At 73.1% G+C, this 16,492-nt stretch carries 18 protein-coding genes; 5 read left to right on the forward strand and 13 right to left on the reverse strand.

What is annotated here, in order from left to right:
- Positions 1 to 75: 75 nt before the first annotated feature.
- From ROT00_RS10370 to ROT00_RS10405, 8 genes are all read right to left on the reverse strand, one after another.
- Entirely contained in the window at positions 76 to 1,314 is a 1,239-nt protein-coding gene (locus ROT00_RS10370; RefSeq protein ID WP_404774602.1) for an ABC transporter permease, read from the reverse strand.
- Positions 1,311 to 2,021 carry an ABC transporter ATP-binding protein gene (locus tag ROT00_RS10375; RefSeq protein WP_404774604.1) on the reverse strand — a complete coding sequence of 237 codons (711 nt, stop codon included), beginning with the start codon at positions 2,019 to 2,021 and terminating at the stop codon, positions 1,311 to 1,313. The genes ROT00_RS10370 and ROT00_RS10375 overlap by 4 nt, the downstream gene beginning before the upstream one ends.
- Positions 2,018 to 3,019, reverse strand: a complete 1,002-nt coding sequence (locus tag ROT00_RS10380) for an efflux RND transporter periplasmic adaptor subunit (protein WP_404774606.1) — start codon at positions 3,017 to 3,019, stop codon at positions 2,018 to 2,020. Before ROT00_RS10380 ends, ROT00_RS10375 begins: the two co-directional genes overlap by 4 nt.
- Before the next feature lie 280 nt (positions 3,020 to 3,299).
- The gene (locus ROT00_RS10385; protein ID WP_404774608.1) at positions 3,300 to 4,973 is read right to left on the reverse strand and encodes a ribonuclease J; all 1,674 of its coding nucleotides are present in this window, start codon (positions 4,971 to 4,973) and stop codon (positions 3,300 to 3,302) included.
- A 72-nt stretch (positions 4,974 to 5,045) separates the two neighbouring features.
- Positions 5,046 to 6,020, reverse strand: a complete 975-nt coding sequence (gene dapA / locus ROT00_RS10390; protein ID WP_404774610.1) for a 4-hydroxy-tetrahydrodipicolinate synthase — start codon at positions 6,018 to 6,020, stop codon at positions 5,046 to 5,048.
- Positions 6,021 to 6,282: 262 nt separating this feature from the next.
- Positions 6,283 to 7,182: a type IV toxin-antitoxin system AbiEi family antitoxin domain-containing protein gene (locus ROT00_RS10395; protein ID WP_404774612.1), complete on the reverse strand. Its 900-nt coding sequence runs from the start codon at positions 7,180 to 7,182 to the stop codon at positions 6,283 to 6,285.
- A gap of 277 nt (positions 7,183 to 7,459) precedes the next feature.
- Positions 7,460 to 8,068 (reverse strand): dihydrofolate reductase, encoded by a 609-nt coding sequence (locus ROT00_RS10400; protein ID WP_404774614.1) that lies wholly within the window; start codon positions 8,066 to 8,068, stop codon positions 7,460 to 7,462.
- On the reverse strand, positions 8,065 to 8,874 hold the full coding sequence (locus ROT00_RS10405; RefSeq protein WP_404774616.1) for a thymidylate synthase: 810 nt from the start codon (positions 8,872 to 8,874) through the stop codon (positions 8,065 to 8,067). The genes ROT00_RS10400 and ROT00_RS10405 overlap by 4 nt, the downstream gene beginning before the upstream one ends.
- Positions 8,875 to 8,996: 122 nt before the next feature.
- Here ROT00_RS10405 and ROT00_RS10410 point away from each other — a divergent pair, with 122 nt between their 5' ends.
- From ROT00_RS10410 to ROT00_RS10425, 4 genes are all read left to right on the forward strand, one after another.
- Complete coding sequence (locus ROT00_RS10410) at positions 8,997 to 9,503, forward strand: TlpA family protein disulfide reductase (protein ID WP_404774618.1); 507 nt, start codon at positions 8,997 to 8,999, stop codon at positions 9,501 to 9,503.
- Entirely contained in the window at positions 9,490 to 9,972 is a 483-nt protein-coding gene (locus ROT00_RS10415) for a DUF4395 domain-containing protein (RefSeq protein WP_404774620.1), read from the forward strand. The genes ROT00_RS10410 and ROT00_RS10415 overlap by 14 nt, the downstream gene beginning before the upstream one ends.
- Positions 9,973 to 10,114: 142 nt before the next feature.
- On the forward strand, positions 10,115 to 10,540 hold the full coding sequence (locus ROT00_RS10420; protein WP_404774621.1) for an OsmC family peroxiredoxin: 426 nt from the start codon (positions 10,115 to 10,117) through the stop codon (positions 10,538 to 10,540).
- Between the two features lie 2 nt (positions 10,541 to 10,542).
- Positions 10,543 to 11,436: a TIGR01777 family oxidoreductase gene (locus ROT00_RS10425; RefSeq protein ID WP_404774623.1), complete on the forward strand. Its 894-nt coding sequence runs from the start codon at positions 10,543 to 10,545 to the stop codon at positions 11,434 to 11,436.
- A 64-nt stretch (positions 11,437 to 11,500) separates the two neighbouring features.
- On the opposite strand, the gene ROT00_RS10430 is transcribed toward ROT00_RS10425, so the two are convergent.
- Together ROT00_RS10430 and dapB are read right to left on the reverse strand one after the other, a co-directional pair.
- A complete protein-coding gene (locus tag ROT00_RS10430; protein ID WP_404774625.1) occupies positions 11,501 to 11,935 on the reverse strand; it encodes a hypothetical protein in 435 nt (144 codons plus the stop codon).
- The gene (gene dapB, locus ROT00_RS10435) at positions 11,932 to 12,684 is read right to left on the reverse strand and encodes a 4-hydroxy-tetrahydrodipicolinate reductase (protein WP_404774626.1); all 753 of its coding nucleotides are present in this window, start codon (positions 12,682 to 12,684) and stop codon (positions 11,932 to 11,934) included. Before dapB ends, ROT00_RS10430 begins: the two co-directional genes overlap by 4 nt.
- A 90-nt stretch (positions 12,685 to 12,774) precedes the next feature.
- On the opposite strand from dapB, the gene ROT00_RS10440 reads away from it, so the two are divergent.
- Positions 12,775 to 13,260: a GNAT family N-acetyltransferase gene (locus tag ROT00_RS10440; RefSeq protein ID WP_404774628.1), complete on the forward strand. Its 486-nt coding sequence runs from the start codon at positions 12,775 to 12,777 to the stop codon at positions 13,258 to 13,260.
- A gap of 5 nt (positions 13,261 to 13,265) precedes the next feature.
- Here ROT00_RS10440 and ROT00_RS10445 read toward each other — a convergent pair whose 3' ends face one another.
- The 3 genes from ROT00_RS10445 to ROT00_RS10455 form a co-directional block, all read right to left on the reverse strand.
- A complete protein-coding gene (locus tag ROT00_RS10445; protein WP_404774630.1) occupies positions 13,266 to 13,868 on the reverse strand; it encodes a histidine phosphatase family protein in 603 nt (200 codons plus the stop codon).
- A 37-nt stretch (positions 13,869 to 13,905) separates the two neighbouring features.
- On the reverse strand, positions 13,906 to 15,288 hold the full coding sequence (locus ROT00_RS10450) for a M16 family metallopeptidase (RefSeq protein WP_404774632.1): 1,383 nt from the start codon (positions 15,286 to 15,288) through the stop codon (positions 13,906 to 13,908).
- 114 nt (positions 15,289 to 15,402) lie between these two features.
- Positions 15,403 to 16,467, reverse strand: a complete 1,065-nt coding sequence (locus ROT00_RS10455) for an aldo/keto reductase (protein ID WP_404774634.1) — start codon at positions 16,465 to 16,467, stop codon at positions 15,403 to 15,405.
- Positions 16,468 to 16,492: the final 25 nt, after the last annotated feature.

Below are 16,492 nucleotides of genomic sequence, written 5' to 3' on the forward strand. Positions count from 1 at the left end.
GCCCACCAGGCTACGGCCGCCCGCCGTCACCGGCGGGCAGCAGCGCGGGAATGTTCCGGATCCGCCTGGGCACGCTCAGAACCGGATCGCATCGATGACCCGCACCCGGACCGCCGCGAACGCGGGCAGCAGCCCGGCGAGCGCGCCGACGAGGACGGCCGAGCCGAGACCGATCACCGCGGCCTCGACGGGGAAGCCGGGGAGATCCTGGAGCTCGCCGCCGCCGAGCAGCATCGTCATGAGCGGGCTCCGAACCAGGAGGATGGCCACGCCGACGCCCACGACGCCCGCGACGAAGGTGCCGACGACGCTCTCCATCATGACCGCGAAGAACACCCGGCCGCTCGTCGCGCCGAAGGTGCGGCGGATGCCGATCTCCCGGATCCGGGTGCGGACCGTCACGAGGGCGATGTTCACGAGCCCGAGTGCGCCGAGCAGGAGGATCACGACGGCGACGCCCACCACGAGGAGCTTCACGAAGAGGAGCGGGTCCTCGCCGAACGCCGCGTAGTCGGTGCGGTAGCCGTCGACCTGGACGCCCTCTCCGAGCGCGGCGGCGAAATCACGCCGGATCGCCTCGATGATGGGGTCCGCCTGGTTCTGGTCGATCCACGCCTCGAAGCTCGGCGGCATCCCGCCCATCATCGACGAGCCGGAGCCGGACTGCGGGAGGGCGGCGTAGGCGTCCGAGAGGATGTAGGCGCTCGGCTCCGTGTCCCACTCGCCGTTCCTCGGCGTGACCCCGACGACGACGGCCGTGCGGCTCCCCTCTCCGAGGAGCTCGATCGTCGGATGCGAGGCGAGCGGCGGCCGGCCGATGCGATCCCAGAACGCCTCGCTGATGACGACGGCGGGTGCGAGCCGCTGGGCGTCGCCATCGGCGAACCAGGCGCCCTCGCTGATGCGGACGCGGTGGATCGTGCCGTACGCCGGGTCGACCGCCTGCACGGGCACCGGCAGGGCGCCGTCGGTGAACTGCACGGTGATCTCGCCGTACGCGAGTCGCGTGCCGTAGGCGACGCCGTAGCGTTCGAGGACCTCCTGCCAGGCGGTGTCGAGCCGCTCGGCGTCGGGCGGGGTCGACGCGTTGACGTTGAACGTCGCCGTCGCGGCCCGGCCGCCGCCGCGCTCGGACGACTCGCGCACCCCCTGCTCGGCCACGGCGCCCGCGCCGACGACGGTCGCGAGCGCGCAGACCGCCACCGCGACGCCGACGAGCGAGAGCAGCACCCGACCGCGGTGGATGCGCAGCTCCTCCATCGCCTCGACGACGGCGCTGACGAACCCCGTGCCGAGCCGTGCGAGCGCGTTCATGCGGCGCTCCCCGCCGGAACCGGCTCGTCGAGCGGCACGAGCCGCCCGGCGCTCAGACGCAGGTGGCGGTCGGCCCGCCTGGCGATCGCCGGATCGTGCGTGATCGTGACGAGCGCGGCGTCGGTCTCCCCCGCGACCTCCTCGATCAGCTCCATCACCGTGCCGCCTGTCTCCAGGTCGAGCGCGCCGGTGGGCTCGTCGGCGAGGATGAGCCGGGGCCGGCGGACGAGGGCGCGGGCGATCGCCACGCGCTGCTGCTCGCCGCCCGAGAGCCGCTCGGGCCTCGCGTCCGTGCGCTCGCCCAGCCCGACCCGTTCGAGCATCTCGCGGGCGATCCGTTCGCGACGCCAGAACGAGGAACCACCCGCGTAGAGGAGCGGCGTCTGCACGTTCTCGATCGCCGTGCGCCCCGGCAGCAGGTTGAACTGCTGGAAGACGAAGCCGATCTCCCGGCCGCGAAGCCGATCGCGCCGCGCGCCGCGGAGTCGCGCGGCATCCTCGCCGAGGATGCGCAGCTCGCCCTCCGTGGGGCTGTCGATGAGCCCGAGGAGGTTCAGCAGGGTCGATTTGCCGGAGCCGCTCCGCCCGACGATGGACACCCGCTCCCCCGCCTCGACCGTGAGATCGACACCCCGGAGGATCGTGAGGGGATCGGCGTCGGGGATCTGGACGGTGCGCCCGACGTCGATGGCTTCGACGAGCCTCATCCGAGGCACACCTCGCTGCCGTCGGGCAGCAGCTCGCAGCCCTCCATGCCCGGGGGCACGGCCGGAGCGCCCGGCACGAACTCGAGGATCGTGTCGCCCTCCGCGAGCCCCTCCGCGACGGCCACCTGGGTGCCGTCGCTGAGACCCAGCTTGACGCTCCGCTCGGTCTGCGCGCCGTCGGCATCCACGACCCAGACGACGCCGGTCTCCGCCCCGCCCTTCACCGCGGTCGTGGGGATGATCAGGACGTTCTCGGCCGTGCCGGCCTGGATCGTCACCTCGGCCGCGAGGCCCGGGAACACCCGCACATCGCCGGGCACCGCGCAGCGCACGGTCGCCGCGGTCGCGGTGCCGTCGCTCTGGCCGCCGCCGTCCTCGCCGCCGCCGTCGCCGCCCCCGGCGAGCGGCGTGCCGATGGTGAGTCCGGTGCAGGTGAACGGCGCCGGGCCGCCGGTGATGGCGACCGTCGCCTCGCTCGGCTGCTGCATGAGCCGGTACTGCTGCTCCGGCGTGAGCGTCGCCGTGACGTTGAACGACGGCGGAGCGACCTTGCCCGCGGCAGCCCCGGTCGTGACCGGCTGCCCCTCGATGACGTCGAGCGAGGAGAGGACGCCGTTCGCCGGAGCGAAGACCTTCTCGAAGTGATAGGTGGGTTCGGCGGGCACGGTCATCGGCTGCCCGTCAGGACCGGGTTCCTCGACCATCGCCGGCGGGTCCTCGACCTTGATGTCGAAGATCTTGTCGCCCTTCGCGACCTTGCTGCCCGCGCCGATGAAGATCTCGTCGACGGTGCCGGTGCCGGTCGCCTTCACGGTCACCGCGGCATCGGCGTTGACCGTGCCGCTCAGCACGAGGTCGTTCGTGATCGTGCCCGTCGCGACGACCACCTCGGGCTGGGTGAGGCTCCCGCCCGGCTCGAGCGCCGAGTCGTCCTCGGCCCGGTCCGGGAAGAACGCGAGCTTCACGAGCGCGACCGCGACGACTGCGACGAGCACCACTCGGATGATCGGAAAGATCCACTTGCGCCAGACGCCCACGCCACCCCAATCGTTCGGCCCGGCCCCCGGGCACTGGACCACCCTATGGGGTGAATCGGCTCCGCTTCATACGTCTCGGGGATGAATCGGGGAAAACCCCGAGCCTGCGGTCGCGGGCGCGCCACTTCTGTCGCGGACGCGCCACTCGAATGCCCCCAGCACGCCAGTCGCGCGCCCGGAAACGCCGCGCACCGCCCGGGCCGGAGCCGCGGGCGGTGCGAGGAGCGGGGTGGATCGGCGCTCAGGCCTCGATCACGAGGGGAACGAGCATCGGGCGCCGGCGCAGACGCCGGTTCACCCAGGTGCCGAGCGTCCGACGGACGATCTGCTGGAACGCGTAGGCGTCCCGCACACCGTTCTGCGCGGCATCCGCGAGCGCCCCGACGATCTTGGGCTTCACGTCCTCGAACACGGCGTCGTCCTCCGCGAAGCCGCGCGCGTGGATCTCCGGCCCCGAGATGACCCGACCCGTCGCGGCGTCGATGACGACGATGACGGAGATGAACCCCTCCTCGCCGAGGATGCGACGGTCCTTCAGGTCGGCGTCGGTGATCTCGCCGACCGTCGAGCCGTCGACGTACACGAAGCCGAGGTCGAGCTGACCGGTGACGCGCACCTCGCCGTCCTTCAGATCGAAGACGGTGCCGTTCTCGCCGATGAAGGTGTTGCGCTCCGGGATGCCCGTGTCGCGCGCGAGCTTCGCGTTCGCGACGAGGTGCCGGTACTCGCCGTGGATCGGCAGCACGTTGCGCGGCTTCAGGATGTTGTAGCAGTACAGCAGCTCGCCGGCGGCCGCGTGGCCCGAGACGTGCACCCGGGCGTTGCCCTTGTGCACGACGTTCGCGCCGAGCTTCGTGAGCCCGTCGATCACGCGGTACACGGCGTTCTCGTTGCCCGGGATGAGGCTCGAGGCGAGGATGACGGTGTCGCCCTCCTCGATCTCGATCTGGTGGTCGCGGCTCGCCATGCGGCTGAGCACGGCCATCGGCTCGCCCTGCGACCCGGTCGACATGTAGACGATCTGCTCGTCGGGGATGTCGCCGGCCTTCTTGTAGTCGACGAGCACGCCGTCGGGCACCTTCAGGTAGCCGAGCTCGGCGGCGATCGTCATGTTGCGCACCATGCTGCGACCGAGGAGCGCCACCCGGCGCCCGTTCGCGTGGGCGGCGTCGAGCACCTGCTGAACGCGGTGCACGTGGCTCGAGAAGCTCGCGACCACGACCTTCTTCGTGGCCCGGGAGATCACCTGGTCGAGGACAGGCCCGATCTCGCGCTCGAGCGGCGTGAAGCCCGGGACATCCGCGTTCGTCGAGTCGACGAGGAACAGGTCGATGCCCTCCTCGCCGAGCCGCGCGAAGTCGCGGAGGTCGGTGAGCCGGCCGTCGAGCGGGAGCTGGTCCATCTTGAAGTCGCCCGTGGCGAGGGCGCTGCCGGCGCGGGTCTTGATCGCGACGGCCAGGGCGTCGGGGATGGAGTGGTTCACCGCGACGAACTCGAGGTCGAAGGGGCCGAGCGTCTCGCGCTGCCCCTCGCGCACCGTCAGGCTGTACGGCTGGATGCGGTGCTCCTTGAGCTTCGCCTCCACGAGCGCGAGCGTCAGCGTCGAGCCGATGAGCGGGATGTCCGCGCGGCGCTTCAGGAGGTACGGCACCGCGCCGATGTGGTCCTCGTGACCGTGGGTGAGCACGACGCCGACGACGTCGCCGAGGCGGTCCTCGAGGAAGCCGAAGTCGGGCAGGATCAGGTCGACGCCGGGCTGGTGCTCCTCCGGGAAGAGCACGCCGCAGTCGACGATCAGGATCTTGCCGTCGATCTCGAAGCTCGTCATGTTGCGGCCGACCTCGCCGAGGCCGCCGATCGGGATCACGCGCAGCGTGCCCGCCTCGAGCGTGGCGGGTTCAAAGACGTCGGGCATAGGCCCTCCTTCGTGTTGATGTTCAGTTGACGGTGCGGGCCGCGCGGCCCAGCGGATGTCTCGGTGCGCCGTTCAGCGCGTGGTGCCGGCGATCTTCGGCAGCGCGCCGCCCGCGGCGGCGTTGCGGTCGGGCCGGAAGTTGTGGAAGTCGGCGCCGGGCACGCCCTGGACGAGCGCGAGCTCGTCCTCGATGAGGGCGGCCTCCCACTCCTCGGGTCCGACGAGCGGCAGGCGCACGCGCGGGCTGCCGATGCGGCCGAGGCCGTGCAGGATGTACTTCGCCGCGACCGTGCCGGGCACGTGGGTCATCGTCGCGCGCACGAGCGGCTCGAGCCGCTGGTGCTCGGCCGTCGCCGCCGTCAGGTCGCCGCGGTTCACGGCGTCGACGATGGCCCGGTACGGGGCCGGGGCGATGTTCGCGGTGACGCCGATGAGCCCGGTCGCGCCGATCGCGAGGTGCGGCAGCACGTTCGCGTCGTCGCCGGAGAAGTACATGAGGTCGGTCTGGTTCAGCACCCGGCTGACCTCGCTGAAGTCGCCCTTGGCGTCCTTCACGGCGAGGATGTTCGGGTGCTTCGCGAGGCGCAGGATCGTCTCGTACTTGATCGGCACGCCCGTGCGGCCGGGGATGTCGTAGAGGATCACCGGCAGATCGGTCGCGTCGGCGACCATGCGGAAGTGCGTGAGGATGCCGGCCTGCGTCGGCTTGTTGTAGTACGGCGTGACGATCATGATGCCGTCGGCGCCGGCCTTCTCGCTGTGCTGGTACAGCTCGATGGCGTGGGCGGTCTCGTTCGACCCGCCGCCGGTGATGATCTTCGCCCGCCCCGCGGCGACCGACTTGCCGACCTCGACGAGCCGCAGCTTCTCGGGGTCGGTGAGCGTGGAGGTCTCCCCCGTCGTGCCCGTGACGACGATGCCGTCGGCACCGTTCGAGATGAGGTCGTCGATGTGCTTCTCGACCCCGGGCCAATCGACTTCGCCGTCCGCCGTCATGGGCGTGACGAGCGCGACGAGCACCTGTCCGAAGGGGTTTTCCTGAGTCACGCCCTCCAGGCTATCGGTTCTGCGCACCGCACGACGATCCGTTGCGCCCCGCGGCCCTCATCGACGATCCGTTGCGGGGCCGCCGAACCTCCCCGCTCTCCCGCTGTCGTCATCCCTCCCCGGCTCTCCCGCTCTCGTCATCCCTCCCCGGCTCTCCTGCTCTCGTCATCCCTCCCCCGCTCTCCCGCTCACGTCATCCCTCCCCGTGCACGTTGCACGACGAACCGCGCGACGCGCCGTGCGACCTGGCGCGCCGTCGGGATCATCGTGCGACTCGACCACGGACGTGCGTGCCGCGTTCGATGCGGGCGAGAATTGCGGCCGCCACCGTCGGCCAGTCATGAACGATCAGCGCGTAGTCGAAGCGGAGGGTCTCGAAGCCGAGCGCCGCCGCCGCGGCGTCGCGGGCGAGGTCCTTGTGACGCTTCGACACGGCCATCGAGCCGGATCCGGGCGACGGACGGAACTCGTCGACGTGGTTCGCCTTCCCATCGGCCTCCAGGATCAGCCGGTCGCCGAGCACGAAGTCGACCCGCCCGACCCCGGGCACCCAGACCTGCGAACGGAGCTCGAGGCCGAGCCCGCGGAGTCGAAGACGGAGCAACGACTCGAGACCGCTGTCGGCGTTCCAGCGCGCGAAGTCGACGAGCCATCGATGCCTGGCCGGGATCCGGGCCCGAAGCGCCAGCACTCGCTTCCTCGTCAGGAAGCGCTTCCGCATCGCCGATTCGAGGGCGACGAAGAACTCCTCCGCTCCGCGGCAGCCGTGCAGCTGAACGAGTGCCTCCTCGAGTGTCGCGCGCGGCTCCGTCGTCGATTCGCGGCTCCAGTGCGTGCGGCATCGGCACCCCTCATGGCGCCGCCGCCGGCCCGTGCGCGGCATCGACACGTGCACGACGTCGGGCGCCGCGAGCACCCACAGCCCGGCGGCGTGGACACGGCTGAGGCATCCGAGCGCGCCGCCATGCCGCACCGCGGTCTGCACCGGCAGCGGGAGCTCGGGAACGGCGTAGACGCCCTCCCGGAGCCGGACGACCTCACCGGCGGCGACCGCGAGCGCGAGCGAGTACCGGTCGATGCCGGCCGCGGCGAGCTCGCTCGTGCGCGCGACCCCGCCCGAGGACGCGCACCGACGCCGGACGAGGGTGGCGGCGATGGGCATACCCACAGCGTCGCGGGATTCCCGTTGCCCGCTCGATCGACTCCGAGATCTGTGGACTGGGGCAGCGGATCGCCGGTTGATGAGGAGGAGCGACAGCCGCCCCCGCGCTGGGCAGTGGTGCTGCCGTGCTCGGCCAGTTGCACGGCGGATGTTCCGGCGCGCCGGCCCGAGGCGGCGTGCCGCACGGATCGTCGTGCAACTCGCAGGCGGGTGGGTGGGTGGTGGGTGGGTAGGTGGGAGGGCCGGGATCCGGACGCGGCAGGCAGGCGCGGGCTGGTCAGCGCGCGTAGCTGAGGAAGCGGTAGCGGATGCCGGTGCGAGAGGTGTGCCAGCTCGACTCGGCGACGCGCTCGGCGGCCTCGGGATCGGCGGCTTCGGGATCGACGGGGTCGGGGTCGACCGCCTCGAGCCGCCACTCCGGTCCGCGCGCCGGGGCGAAGGCGTCGCCCGGCACCTCGAGGTCGAGCTCGGTCACCTCGAGGCGATCGGCGAGCAGCACCGCTTCCCGGAACAGCTCGCCGCCGCCGATGACCCACACCCGCCCGGCCTCGGCCGAGGCATCCGCCGCCCCCACGCTCGCACCCGACGCGGCGAGCGCGAGCGCCTCCTCGAGCGAGGCGGCGCGCTGCGCACCCTCGGCCGACCATTCCGCCTGCCGGGTGACGACGAGGTTCGCGCGCCCGGGCAGCGGACGGAACGGTTCGGGCAGCGAGTCCCACGTCTTGCGGCCCATGACGACCGGTGCGCCGAGCGTGACGGCCTTGAAGTGCGCGAGGTCTTCCGGCACGTGCCAGGGCATGCCGCCGCCCGCGCCGATCACGCCGCCGTGCGCCTCGGCCCAGACGAGCCCGATGCGGACCGCGGGCGGCGCCGAGGCGTCGCTCATACCGCGACCGCGCCGCGGATCGCGGGGTGGTGCTCGTAGCCCTCGACGACGAAGTCGTCGTACTCGTAGTCGAGGATCGACTCGGGCTTCCGGGCGAGCCGCAGCGTCGGCGCCGGGTAGGGCTCGCGCTCCAGCTGGAGCCGCACCTGCTCGAGGTGATTGTCGTAGATGTGGCAGTCGCCGCCCGTCCAGACGAAGTCGCCCGGCTCGAGACCGGTCTGCTGGGCCACCATCAGGGTGAGCAGCGCGTACGAGGCGATGTTGAACGGCACGCCGAGGAAGAGGTCGGCGCTGCGCTGGTAGAGCTGGCACGACAGCTTGCCGTCGGCGACGTAGAACTGGAACAGCGCGTGGCACGGCGCGAGCGCCATGTCGGGGATGTCGGCCGGGTTCCACGCCGACACGATGAGCCGCCGCGAGTCGGGGGTCTGCCGGATCTGCTCGATCACCTGGGCGATCTGGTCGATGTGCTCGCCGCCCGGCGTCGGCCAGGAGCGCCACTGCACGCCGTAGACGGGACCGAGCTCGCCCTCGGCGTCGGCCCACTCGTCCCAGATGGAGACCCCGTGCTCCTGCAGCCAGCGCACGTTCGAGTCGCCGCGGAGGAACCACAGCAGCTCGTACGCGATCGACTTGAAGTGCACGCGCTTCGTCGTGATGAGCGGGAATCCCTGGGAGAGGTCGAAGCGGATCTGCCGGCCGAACACGCTCGTCGTGCCCGTGCCGGTGCGATCGGACTTGTGCGTGCCGTGCTCGAGCGCATCGCGGAGCAGGTCTTCGTACGGGGTCGGGATCGCAGCTGCCACCCCTCGATGCTAGCCCCGCCCGCCGACGTCGCGGCCGTGCCGCGCTGGCCCGCGCGACGTCATCCGGCGTCACCCGCCGTCACATGCTCGCGGGAGGCATCCGCCGCGCCTAGCATCGCCGCATGCAGTGGACCACGGCCCTTCTCGTCGCCCTCGCCCTCGTCGGCGCCGCGACGGCGATCGGGCTCGCGCTGCGCGCCCGATCGGGCCGGATCGTCCGGACCGCCGGCGGCCGGGCGGATGCCTCGGTCTCCGCCGTGAGCGCGCAGTCGACGGATGCCACTGACGCGGGCCTCGCGTCCGCCGCCGCAACGCTCCGCCTCGACGCCGACGCGTTCGGCGCGGACGCGACCCTCGTGCAGTTCTCGACCGCGTTCTGCAGCCGCTGCCCGGGCACCGCCCGGCAGCTCGGAGCGCTCGCGGCCGACTCCCCCGGCGTGCGCCACGTCGAGATCGACCTCACCGACGATCCGGAGCTCGCGGCCCGCCACTCCGTGCTGCAGACCCCGACGACGCTCGTGATCGACGGGGCCGGCCGCACCGTCGCCCGGATCGGCGGCCCGCCCCGCATGACCGAGCTCGCCGAGCTCGTCGACTCGCTCACCAGGAGGACCCGTGCCACGATCTGACCCCGCCGCGATCGACCCCCGCGGCCCCCGGTTCAGCGCCGCGATCACCGCCGCCCTGCTGCTCGTCTCGGTCGTGCTCGGAATCGCCGGGGCCGAGCTCGCCGCGTGGCTGCTGCTCGCCGCGCTCGCGCTGCTCTTCGCCTGGGGCGCGCTCGCGGGCGTGGCGAGGCATCCGTTCGGCTTCCTCTACCGGCGTCTGGTGCGTCCCCGCCCCGGGCCGCCGACGGAGCTCGAGGACCCGCGGCCGCCGACCTTCGCCCAGGGCGTCGGCTTCGTCGTCGCCGGGGTCGGGGTCGTGCTCGGGGCGCTCGGCCTCCCGCTCGCCGTGCCGATCGCCGCCGCGGCGGCGTTCCTCGCCGCGTTCCTGAACGCCGCGTTCGGCTTCTGCCTCGGCTGCCAGCTCTACCTCCTGCTCATCCGGGCCGGAGTCATCCGTCCGAGCCGTCCGCTCGCGGGATCGCTTCGCTAGGCTGGGGAGCGGCTCGAAGACGAGCACCGGCGGGCACCACGACGACGCACCCGGCGAGGGCCTCCACGGCTCGCGCCAGCGCCGCGGGGTCGCCCGGCGCACCGAACGGACGCCGGATCCCCGGCGCGAAGAGGAGGACCCCATGGCCGTCACGAGCGAATCCACCACCGTCTGGAACGGGAGCCTCGTCGCCGGCTCCGGCAGCGTCCGTCTCGACTCGTCGAAGCTCGCCGAGTTCAACGTGAACTGGCGCGCCCGCTCCGAGGGCGCGGACGCGACGACCACCCCCGAGGAGCTCCTCGCGGCCGCGCACTCCTCGTGCTTCTCGATGGCGCTCTCGCACGCGCTCTCGGGCGCGGGGCACGAGCCCGAGAGCATCCAGACCACCGCCGCGGTGACCTTCGAGGCCGGCAAGGGCGTGCTCGGCAGCCACCTGCTCGTGAGCGCGCGGGTTCCGGGGCTCAGCGAGGCCGACTTCCAGACCTTCGCCGAGGATGCGAAGAAGAACTGCCCGATCTCGCAGGCGCTCGCCGGCATCCCGATCACCATCGAGGCCGAGCTCGCCTGATCATGCGGGTGCTCGTCGCCGGTGCGTCCGGCTTCCTCGGCACCGAGCTCGTCGCCCGCGCGCGGGCGGCGGGCCACGAGGTCGTGCGGCTCGTGCGGCGGCCGGCGGCGGCGCCCGACGAGTCCTCGTGGGCGCCCGATCGCGGTGACGTCGACCTCGCCGAGCTCGACCGGGCCGACGCCGTCGTGAACCTCTCGGGCGCCTCGCTCGCCAGGTTGCCGTGGACCCGCCGCTACCGGGCCGAGATCGTCGCGTCCCGAGTCGCTGCGACCCGCACCCTCGTCGAGGGGATGCGACAGGCCGCGGCCCCGCCCGCGGTACTGCTGAACGCCTCCGCCGTCGGCGCCTACGGCGACCGGCCCGGCGAGACGCTCGACGAATCAGCCGCGCCCGGCGAGGGCTTCCTCGCCGAGGTGGTGGCGGTCTGGGAGCAGGAGGCGCTCCGCGCCCCGAGCGGGACCCGCACCGTGCTTCTCCGCTCGGGCATCGTCGTCGGCCGGGGCGGCGCGATGCGCCGGATGGCGGCGCTCACCCGGGCCGGACTCTCCGCGCGGCTCGGCTCCGGACGCCAGCACTGGCCCTGGATCGCGCTCGACGACGAGATCGATGCGATGCTGCATCTGCTCGACTCCGAGCTCGACGGCCCGGTGAACCTCGTCGGGCCCGCACCGGCGACCGCGGACCACGTGCTCGCCGCGCTCGCGACCCGCATGCACCGGCCGTACTTCCTCGCGGCTCCGGCTCCGCTCATCCGGCTCGGCCTCGGCGTCGCGGCCGACGAGCTGCTCCTCGCCGACCAGGCGGCGGTGCCCCAACGGCTCCTCGACGACGGGTTCCGCTTCAGCCGGCCCTCGGTGGAGACCGCACTCGACGCGATGCTCGCCGTCGAGCGCTGAGCGTCGAGGCCGCGCCGCGCCGCGGACCGCACCACGGACTGCGCCGCGTCGTGGCGGCCCGCCCTCAGGAGCGCGACAGCTCGATCGCGCGCCGCACCGCCTGCCGCGCACGCCTGCGGTCGCCCGCGGCGTCGTAAACGAGTCCGAGTCGCAGCCAGGCGCGCCACGAATCCGGCTCGGCCTCGGCCGCGACCCGGAACTCGTCGAAGCGCTCCGTGGCCGCCTGCCGCTGCGGGCGCCCGCTCGGCAGCACCGGCAGCCCGAGCTCGGTGCCGCCCTCTTCCGCGAGCGTCGTCATGAGCGCCTGCGAGCGGACGCCGAAGAGCACTTCGCGCCAGAGCGCCCAGGCGCCGATGATCGGCAGCACGAGCAGCGCCACGCCGATCGCGACGGCGATCGGCTCGCCCGTGCCGATGAACTGCACGGCGCGCCAGCCGACGAGCACGAGGTACACGGCGAGCAGCACCGACATGACGACGGCGCCGACGCGGACGCTCATCGGCCGCTCAGCCCGAGGTCGAGCAGGGCGTCGAGACCGACGCTCACGCCGTCCGCCTCGGGCGCCCGGCGGAGGGCGAGCAGGATCCCGGCCTCGTAGGAGCTCGCCGAGAGCGTCGAGTGGCTGATCTGCAGCGTCTCGCCGTCGCCGCCGAGGAGGACGCGCTGCTCGGCGAGCAGTCCCGTCATGCGGAGGCTGTGCACCGGGATGCCGGCCACGAGCTGCCCGCGCGCCCGCTGGTCGACGTGGGGCGCGGCGACGGGCGGCTCGCCTGCAGCGGCCCGGGCCTCACCCATGAGCTCCGCGGTGCGCACCGCGGTGCCCGACGGCGAGTCGACCTTGCCGGCGTGGTGCGCCTCGACGACCTCGATGGTCTCGAAGAAGGGGGCCGCGAGGGCGGCGAACGCCGTGCCGAGCACGCTGCCGATCGAGAAGTTGGGGACGAAGAGCACGGCGCGGGAGCCGTCGGTGTCGCGCACGAGCCGTTCGACGCCGGCGATGCGGTCGGCCGACCAGCCGGAGGTGCCGACGACGACGGGGATGCCGCCGCGCACCGCGTGCTCGACGATCGCCGCGCTCGCGGCGGGGTGGGTGACGTCGAGCACGACATCGGCGCCGTCGAGCGCCCCGAGCGGGGTGCGCGAGTCGAGCCCGGCGTGCAGTTCGAGGTCGTCGGCGGCCTCGATGAGCCTCGTCGCGAGCTGTCCCATCTTGCCGGTGGCTCCGGCCACCGCGACCCGTATCGTCACCCGGCCAGCCTATCGCGGGCCGCGCGCTCGGCCCGCGGCGAGGCCGCCCGACCGCGGGCGCCCTCGCCGTGCCGGCCGTAGGCTTGGCCCATGCTGCAGCACCGAGAGGTCGACGTCGCCGACGACGACGCGCAGACCATGCTCACGGCGTACTTCGACGAGCGCGCCGCGGGGTTCCCGCCGGAGCAGGGCGAGTACCGCCCGACGTTCCCGGACCCGGCGCAGTTCGCCGCGCCCGCCGGGGCGTTCCTCCTCGTCGTCGACGGGGACGGGCGTGCGGTCGGCTGCGGCGGGGTGCGGCGCATCCAGCGCTCCCCCGAGCCCGAGCAGCTCGTGCGCTTCGAGGTCAAGCATCTCTGGCTCGCCCCGGCGGCGCGCGGCGGCGGCGAGGGGCGACGCCTCCTCGACGCGCTCGAACGACGGGCCCGCGAGCTCGGTGCGCAGGAGCTGGTGCTCGACACGAACCGGAGCCTCGAGGCCGCCGGCGGGCTCTACCGTGCGAGCGGCTTCACCCCGATCGAGCCGTACAACGCGAACCCGAACGCGACGGACTGGTTCGGCAAGCGCCTCGGCTGAGGCGCTCAGAGCGCGTACGGCTCGGGCAGTCCGGTGCGCAGCTCGGGCGGCAGGTGCGAGAGGTCGTTGTGCACGACGAGGCTCCAGGGCCGGCCGGGCTTCTGGGTGAGCACCGTGAGGCCGCAGTTCGCCTGGTTGATGGAGACCCAGCGCCAGTCGGGGGCGCCGAGCACCTCGCGCACGAACCACGCGATGACGAAGTTGTGGGTGATCAGCAGCTCGTGCCGGTCGTCGCGGTGCGAGCGCAGGAACTCGGCGACGGCGTCCGCCATCTGCGCGCTCCCCGCCTCGATCTCGGCGTCGGTCACCCCGCCGAAGAACGGCGCGTACGCCGAGGGGGTCTCGGGGGCCGGCCCCGAGGGGATGCAGTCGAACAGCAGTGCGGACGGCTCCGGGGTGACCGCGGGGAGCTTCGCGGCGACGATCTCCGCCGTCTCGGCCGCCCGCTGCAGCGGCGAGTGCCAGGCCGCGTCGAAGGGGATGCCCCCGAGGCGCTCGGCGAGGAGCTCCGCCTGCCGGCGCCCGCGCGGTGAGAGCGGGCCGTCCGGCATGCCGTGCTCGGCGTCGAGCTGCTCGCCATGGCGTACGAGGTAGAGGTGGTGTGCCACGAGGTTTCGATTCCCTGTCGTCGATCGGATGCCGCGCTCAGGCGACGCTGGTCGCGGAGACGGCGTCGGCCGCTCCGCTGAGGGCGGCGTCGTCGGTCGCCCCAACGGCGACGACCGAGAACGGCCGCGAGACGAGGTTGGCTGCGAGCGCCCGCACATCGTCGACGGTGACGAGTGCGATGCGACGGAGCGCCTCATCGAGATCCTGGAACTCGCCGAGCGTGAGCTCGGCACGACCGAGACGCGACATGCGCGTGTCGGAGTCTTCGAGGGCGAGCGCCGAGGCGCCGCCGAGCTGCCCCGCGGCGCGGCCGAGCTCCTCCGGCGTCACCCCGTGCTCGGCGAGGCGCTCGAGCTCGCTGCGGAGCAGCGCCGTGACCGTGCCCGCCTTCTGCGGTGCGCAGCCGGCGTACATGCCGAAGAGCCCCGCATCGGAGTACGCGGGCGCGAAAGAGTACACCGAGTAGGCGAGCCCGCGGCGCTCGCGCACCTCCTGGAACAGCCGGGAGCTCATGCCGGAGCCGAAGATCGCGTTCAGCACGCTCATCGCCGGACGGCGCTCGTCGGAGGCGACGAGTCCGGGCACGCCGACGAGGAGGTTGACCTGCTCGATCGGGCGCTCGACGACGGTGAGCTCGGGGCCGCGTTCGAGCGGCGCCGCGGCGGCCGCCCGGCGCGGGACGGGAACGCCCGGTTCGTCCATGCGCCAGCCCGCGGCGGAGAGCGCGGCCTCCAGCAGCCGCACGAGCTCGTCGTGGTCGACGGCGCCGGCGACCGTGACCACGAGGTCCTGCGGACGGTAGTTGGCGCGGTAGTGCTCCCATACGGCGTCGCGAGCGGCCGCACGGATCGTCTCGGGGGTGCCGCCGATGGGGCGGCCGAGCGGGTGCTCGCCGAGCACCGCGGAGAAGAAGCGCTCGCCCGCGACGTCGGCCGGGTCATCCCCCGCCATCGCGAGCTCCTCGAGGATGACGCCGCGCTCGGTCTCGAACTCGTCCGCGTCGAGCAGCGAGGAGGTGAACATGTCGGCGAGCACCTCGACGGCCATCGGCAGGTCGCGGTCCTGCACCTTGGCGTAGTAGCAGGTGTGCTCCTTCGCGGTGAGCGCGTTGTGCTCGCCGCCCACGGCGTCGAAGGAGACCGCGATGTCGAGCGCGCTGCGCCCGGCGGTGCCCTTGAAGAGCAGGTGCTCGAGGAAGTGCGTGGAGCCGTAGGTGGCGGGATGCCCGGCACCGGTCGGCTGCTCGTCGCGCGAGCCGACGGCGACCCAGAAGCCGATCGTGGCGCTGCGCGCCCCCGGCACCTGTTCGCTCAGCACCCGGACGCCGGAGGGGAGGACGCTGCGCCGGACGAGCGACTCCCCGGCCGCCCGGAAGGAGAGCTCGGCCAGGCCGAGAGGGAGGTCGACAGCGCCGTTCATCCCGAACAGCCTAAGCCACGTCCCCCGGAGGTGGGTCGCCCCCGTCCGGGCGGCCGGCGAGCCGCACGCCGGGCACGGTGCGCGTCGGACGACCCGCGTCGGGCGCGGCGCGCGTCAGGCCGAGGCGCGATCGAGTTCGACGAGCTCGGATCGCTGCAGCTGCACGGATGCCGCGGCGATGAGCCCGTCGACCTGCTCGGGGTGCGACACGCCGGCGACCGGGGCCGCGACCGTCGACCGCGACTGCAGCCAGGCGACGGCGATCGCGGCGGGCGTCACGCCGTGCTCCTCGGCGATGTCGTCGAGGGCGGCGAGCACCCGGTGCCCGCGACGGCCGAGGTGCCGCGCGAGCCGCGCACCACGGGCGTCGTGGCGGAGATCGGTGCGACGACGCACCCGACCGCCGAGGAAGCCGCCGGCGAGCGCGAAGTACGGCAGCACGGCGAGGCCCTGAGCATGCGCCACGAGCTCGGGGGCGCCCTCGAAACCGCGGCGGTCCATCAGGTTGTAGGCCGTCGTCACCAGCTGGAACCGCGGCAGTCCGTTGGCCGCGAGCACCCGCGCTTCGATCAGCCGCTCGGGCGAGAAGTCGGACGCGCCGATCGAGCGCACCTTGCCGGCGGCGATGAGCCGGTCGACCGCGCCGAGGCTCTCCTCCAGCGGGACCTCCGGGTCTTCGCCGTGGAAGAACAGCACGTCGATGCGCTCCGTGCCGAGCCGCGCGAGCGAGGCATCCACCGCGCCCTGGAGGGACCGCGGCGAGAGCCCGCGGTGCTCGGGGTGCCGACCCGCCTTCGTCATCACCGTCATCCGCTCGCGCAGACCGCGGTCGGCGAGCCAGGCGCCGATGATCTGCTCGCTCCGGCCGGAGGCGTAGGCGTCGGCCGTGTCGATGAGCTCGCCGCCGAGGGCGGCGAAGCGGTCGAGGACGTCGAAGGACGCCTCGTGGGAGAGCGTCCACCCGAACACGCTGCCGCCGAGGGCCAGGGGGTGCACAGCGATGCCGGTGTCGCCGAGCGTCGCTTTCCGCGGGACGCGGATGGGACCGGAGACGGGATTCGATTCGATCAGACGACCGCCTGTCGCTTCGGTGGGCTCGGCGAGGACCTCGGCGTCGAGATCGATCTCGACCGCCTCGACCGTTCGCAGGTCGTCTCTCGCCATCGTGTGCCGCGCCACCGCTCCTCCTCCCCAGGATCGTTTC

This window comes from Agromyces mediolanus (assembly GCF_044917495.1).
Classification (GTDB): Bacteria; Actinomycetota; Actinomycetes; order Actinomycetales; family Microbacteriaceae; genus Agromyces; species Agromyces mediolanus_B.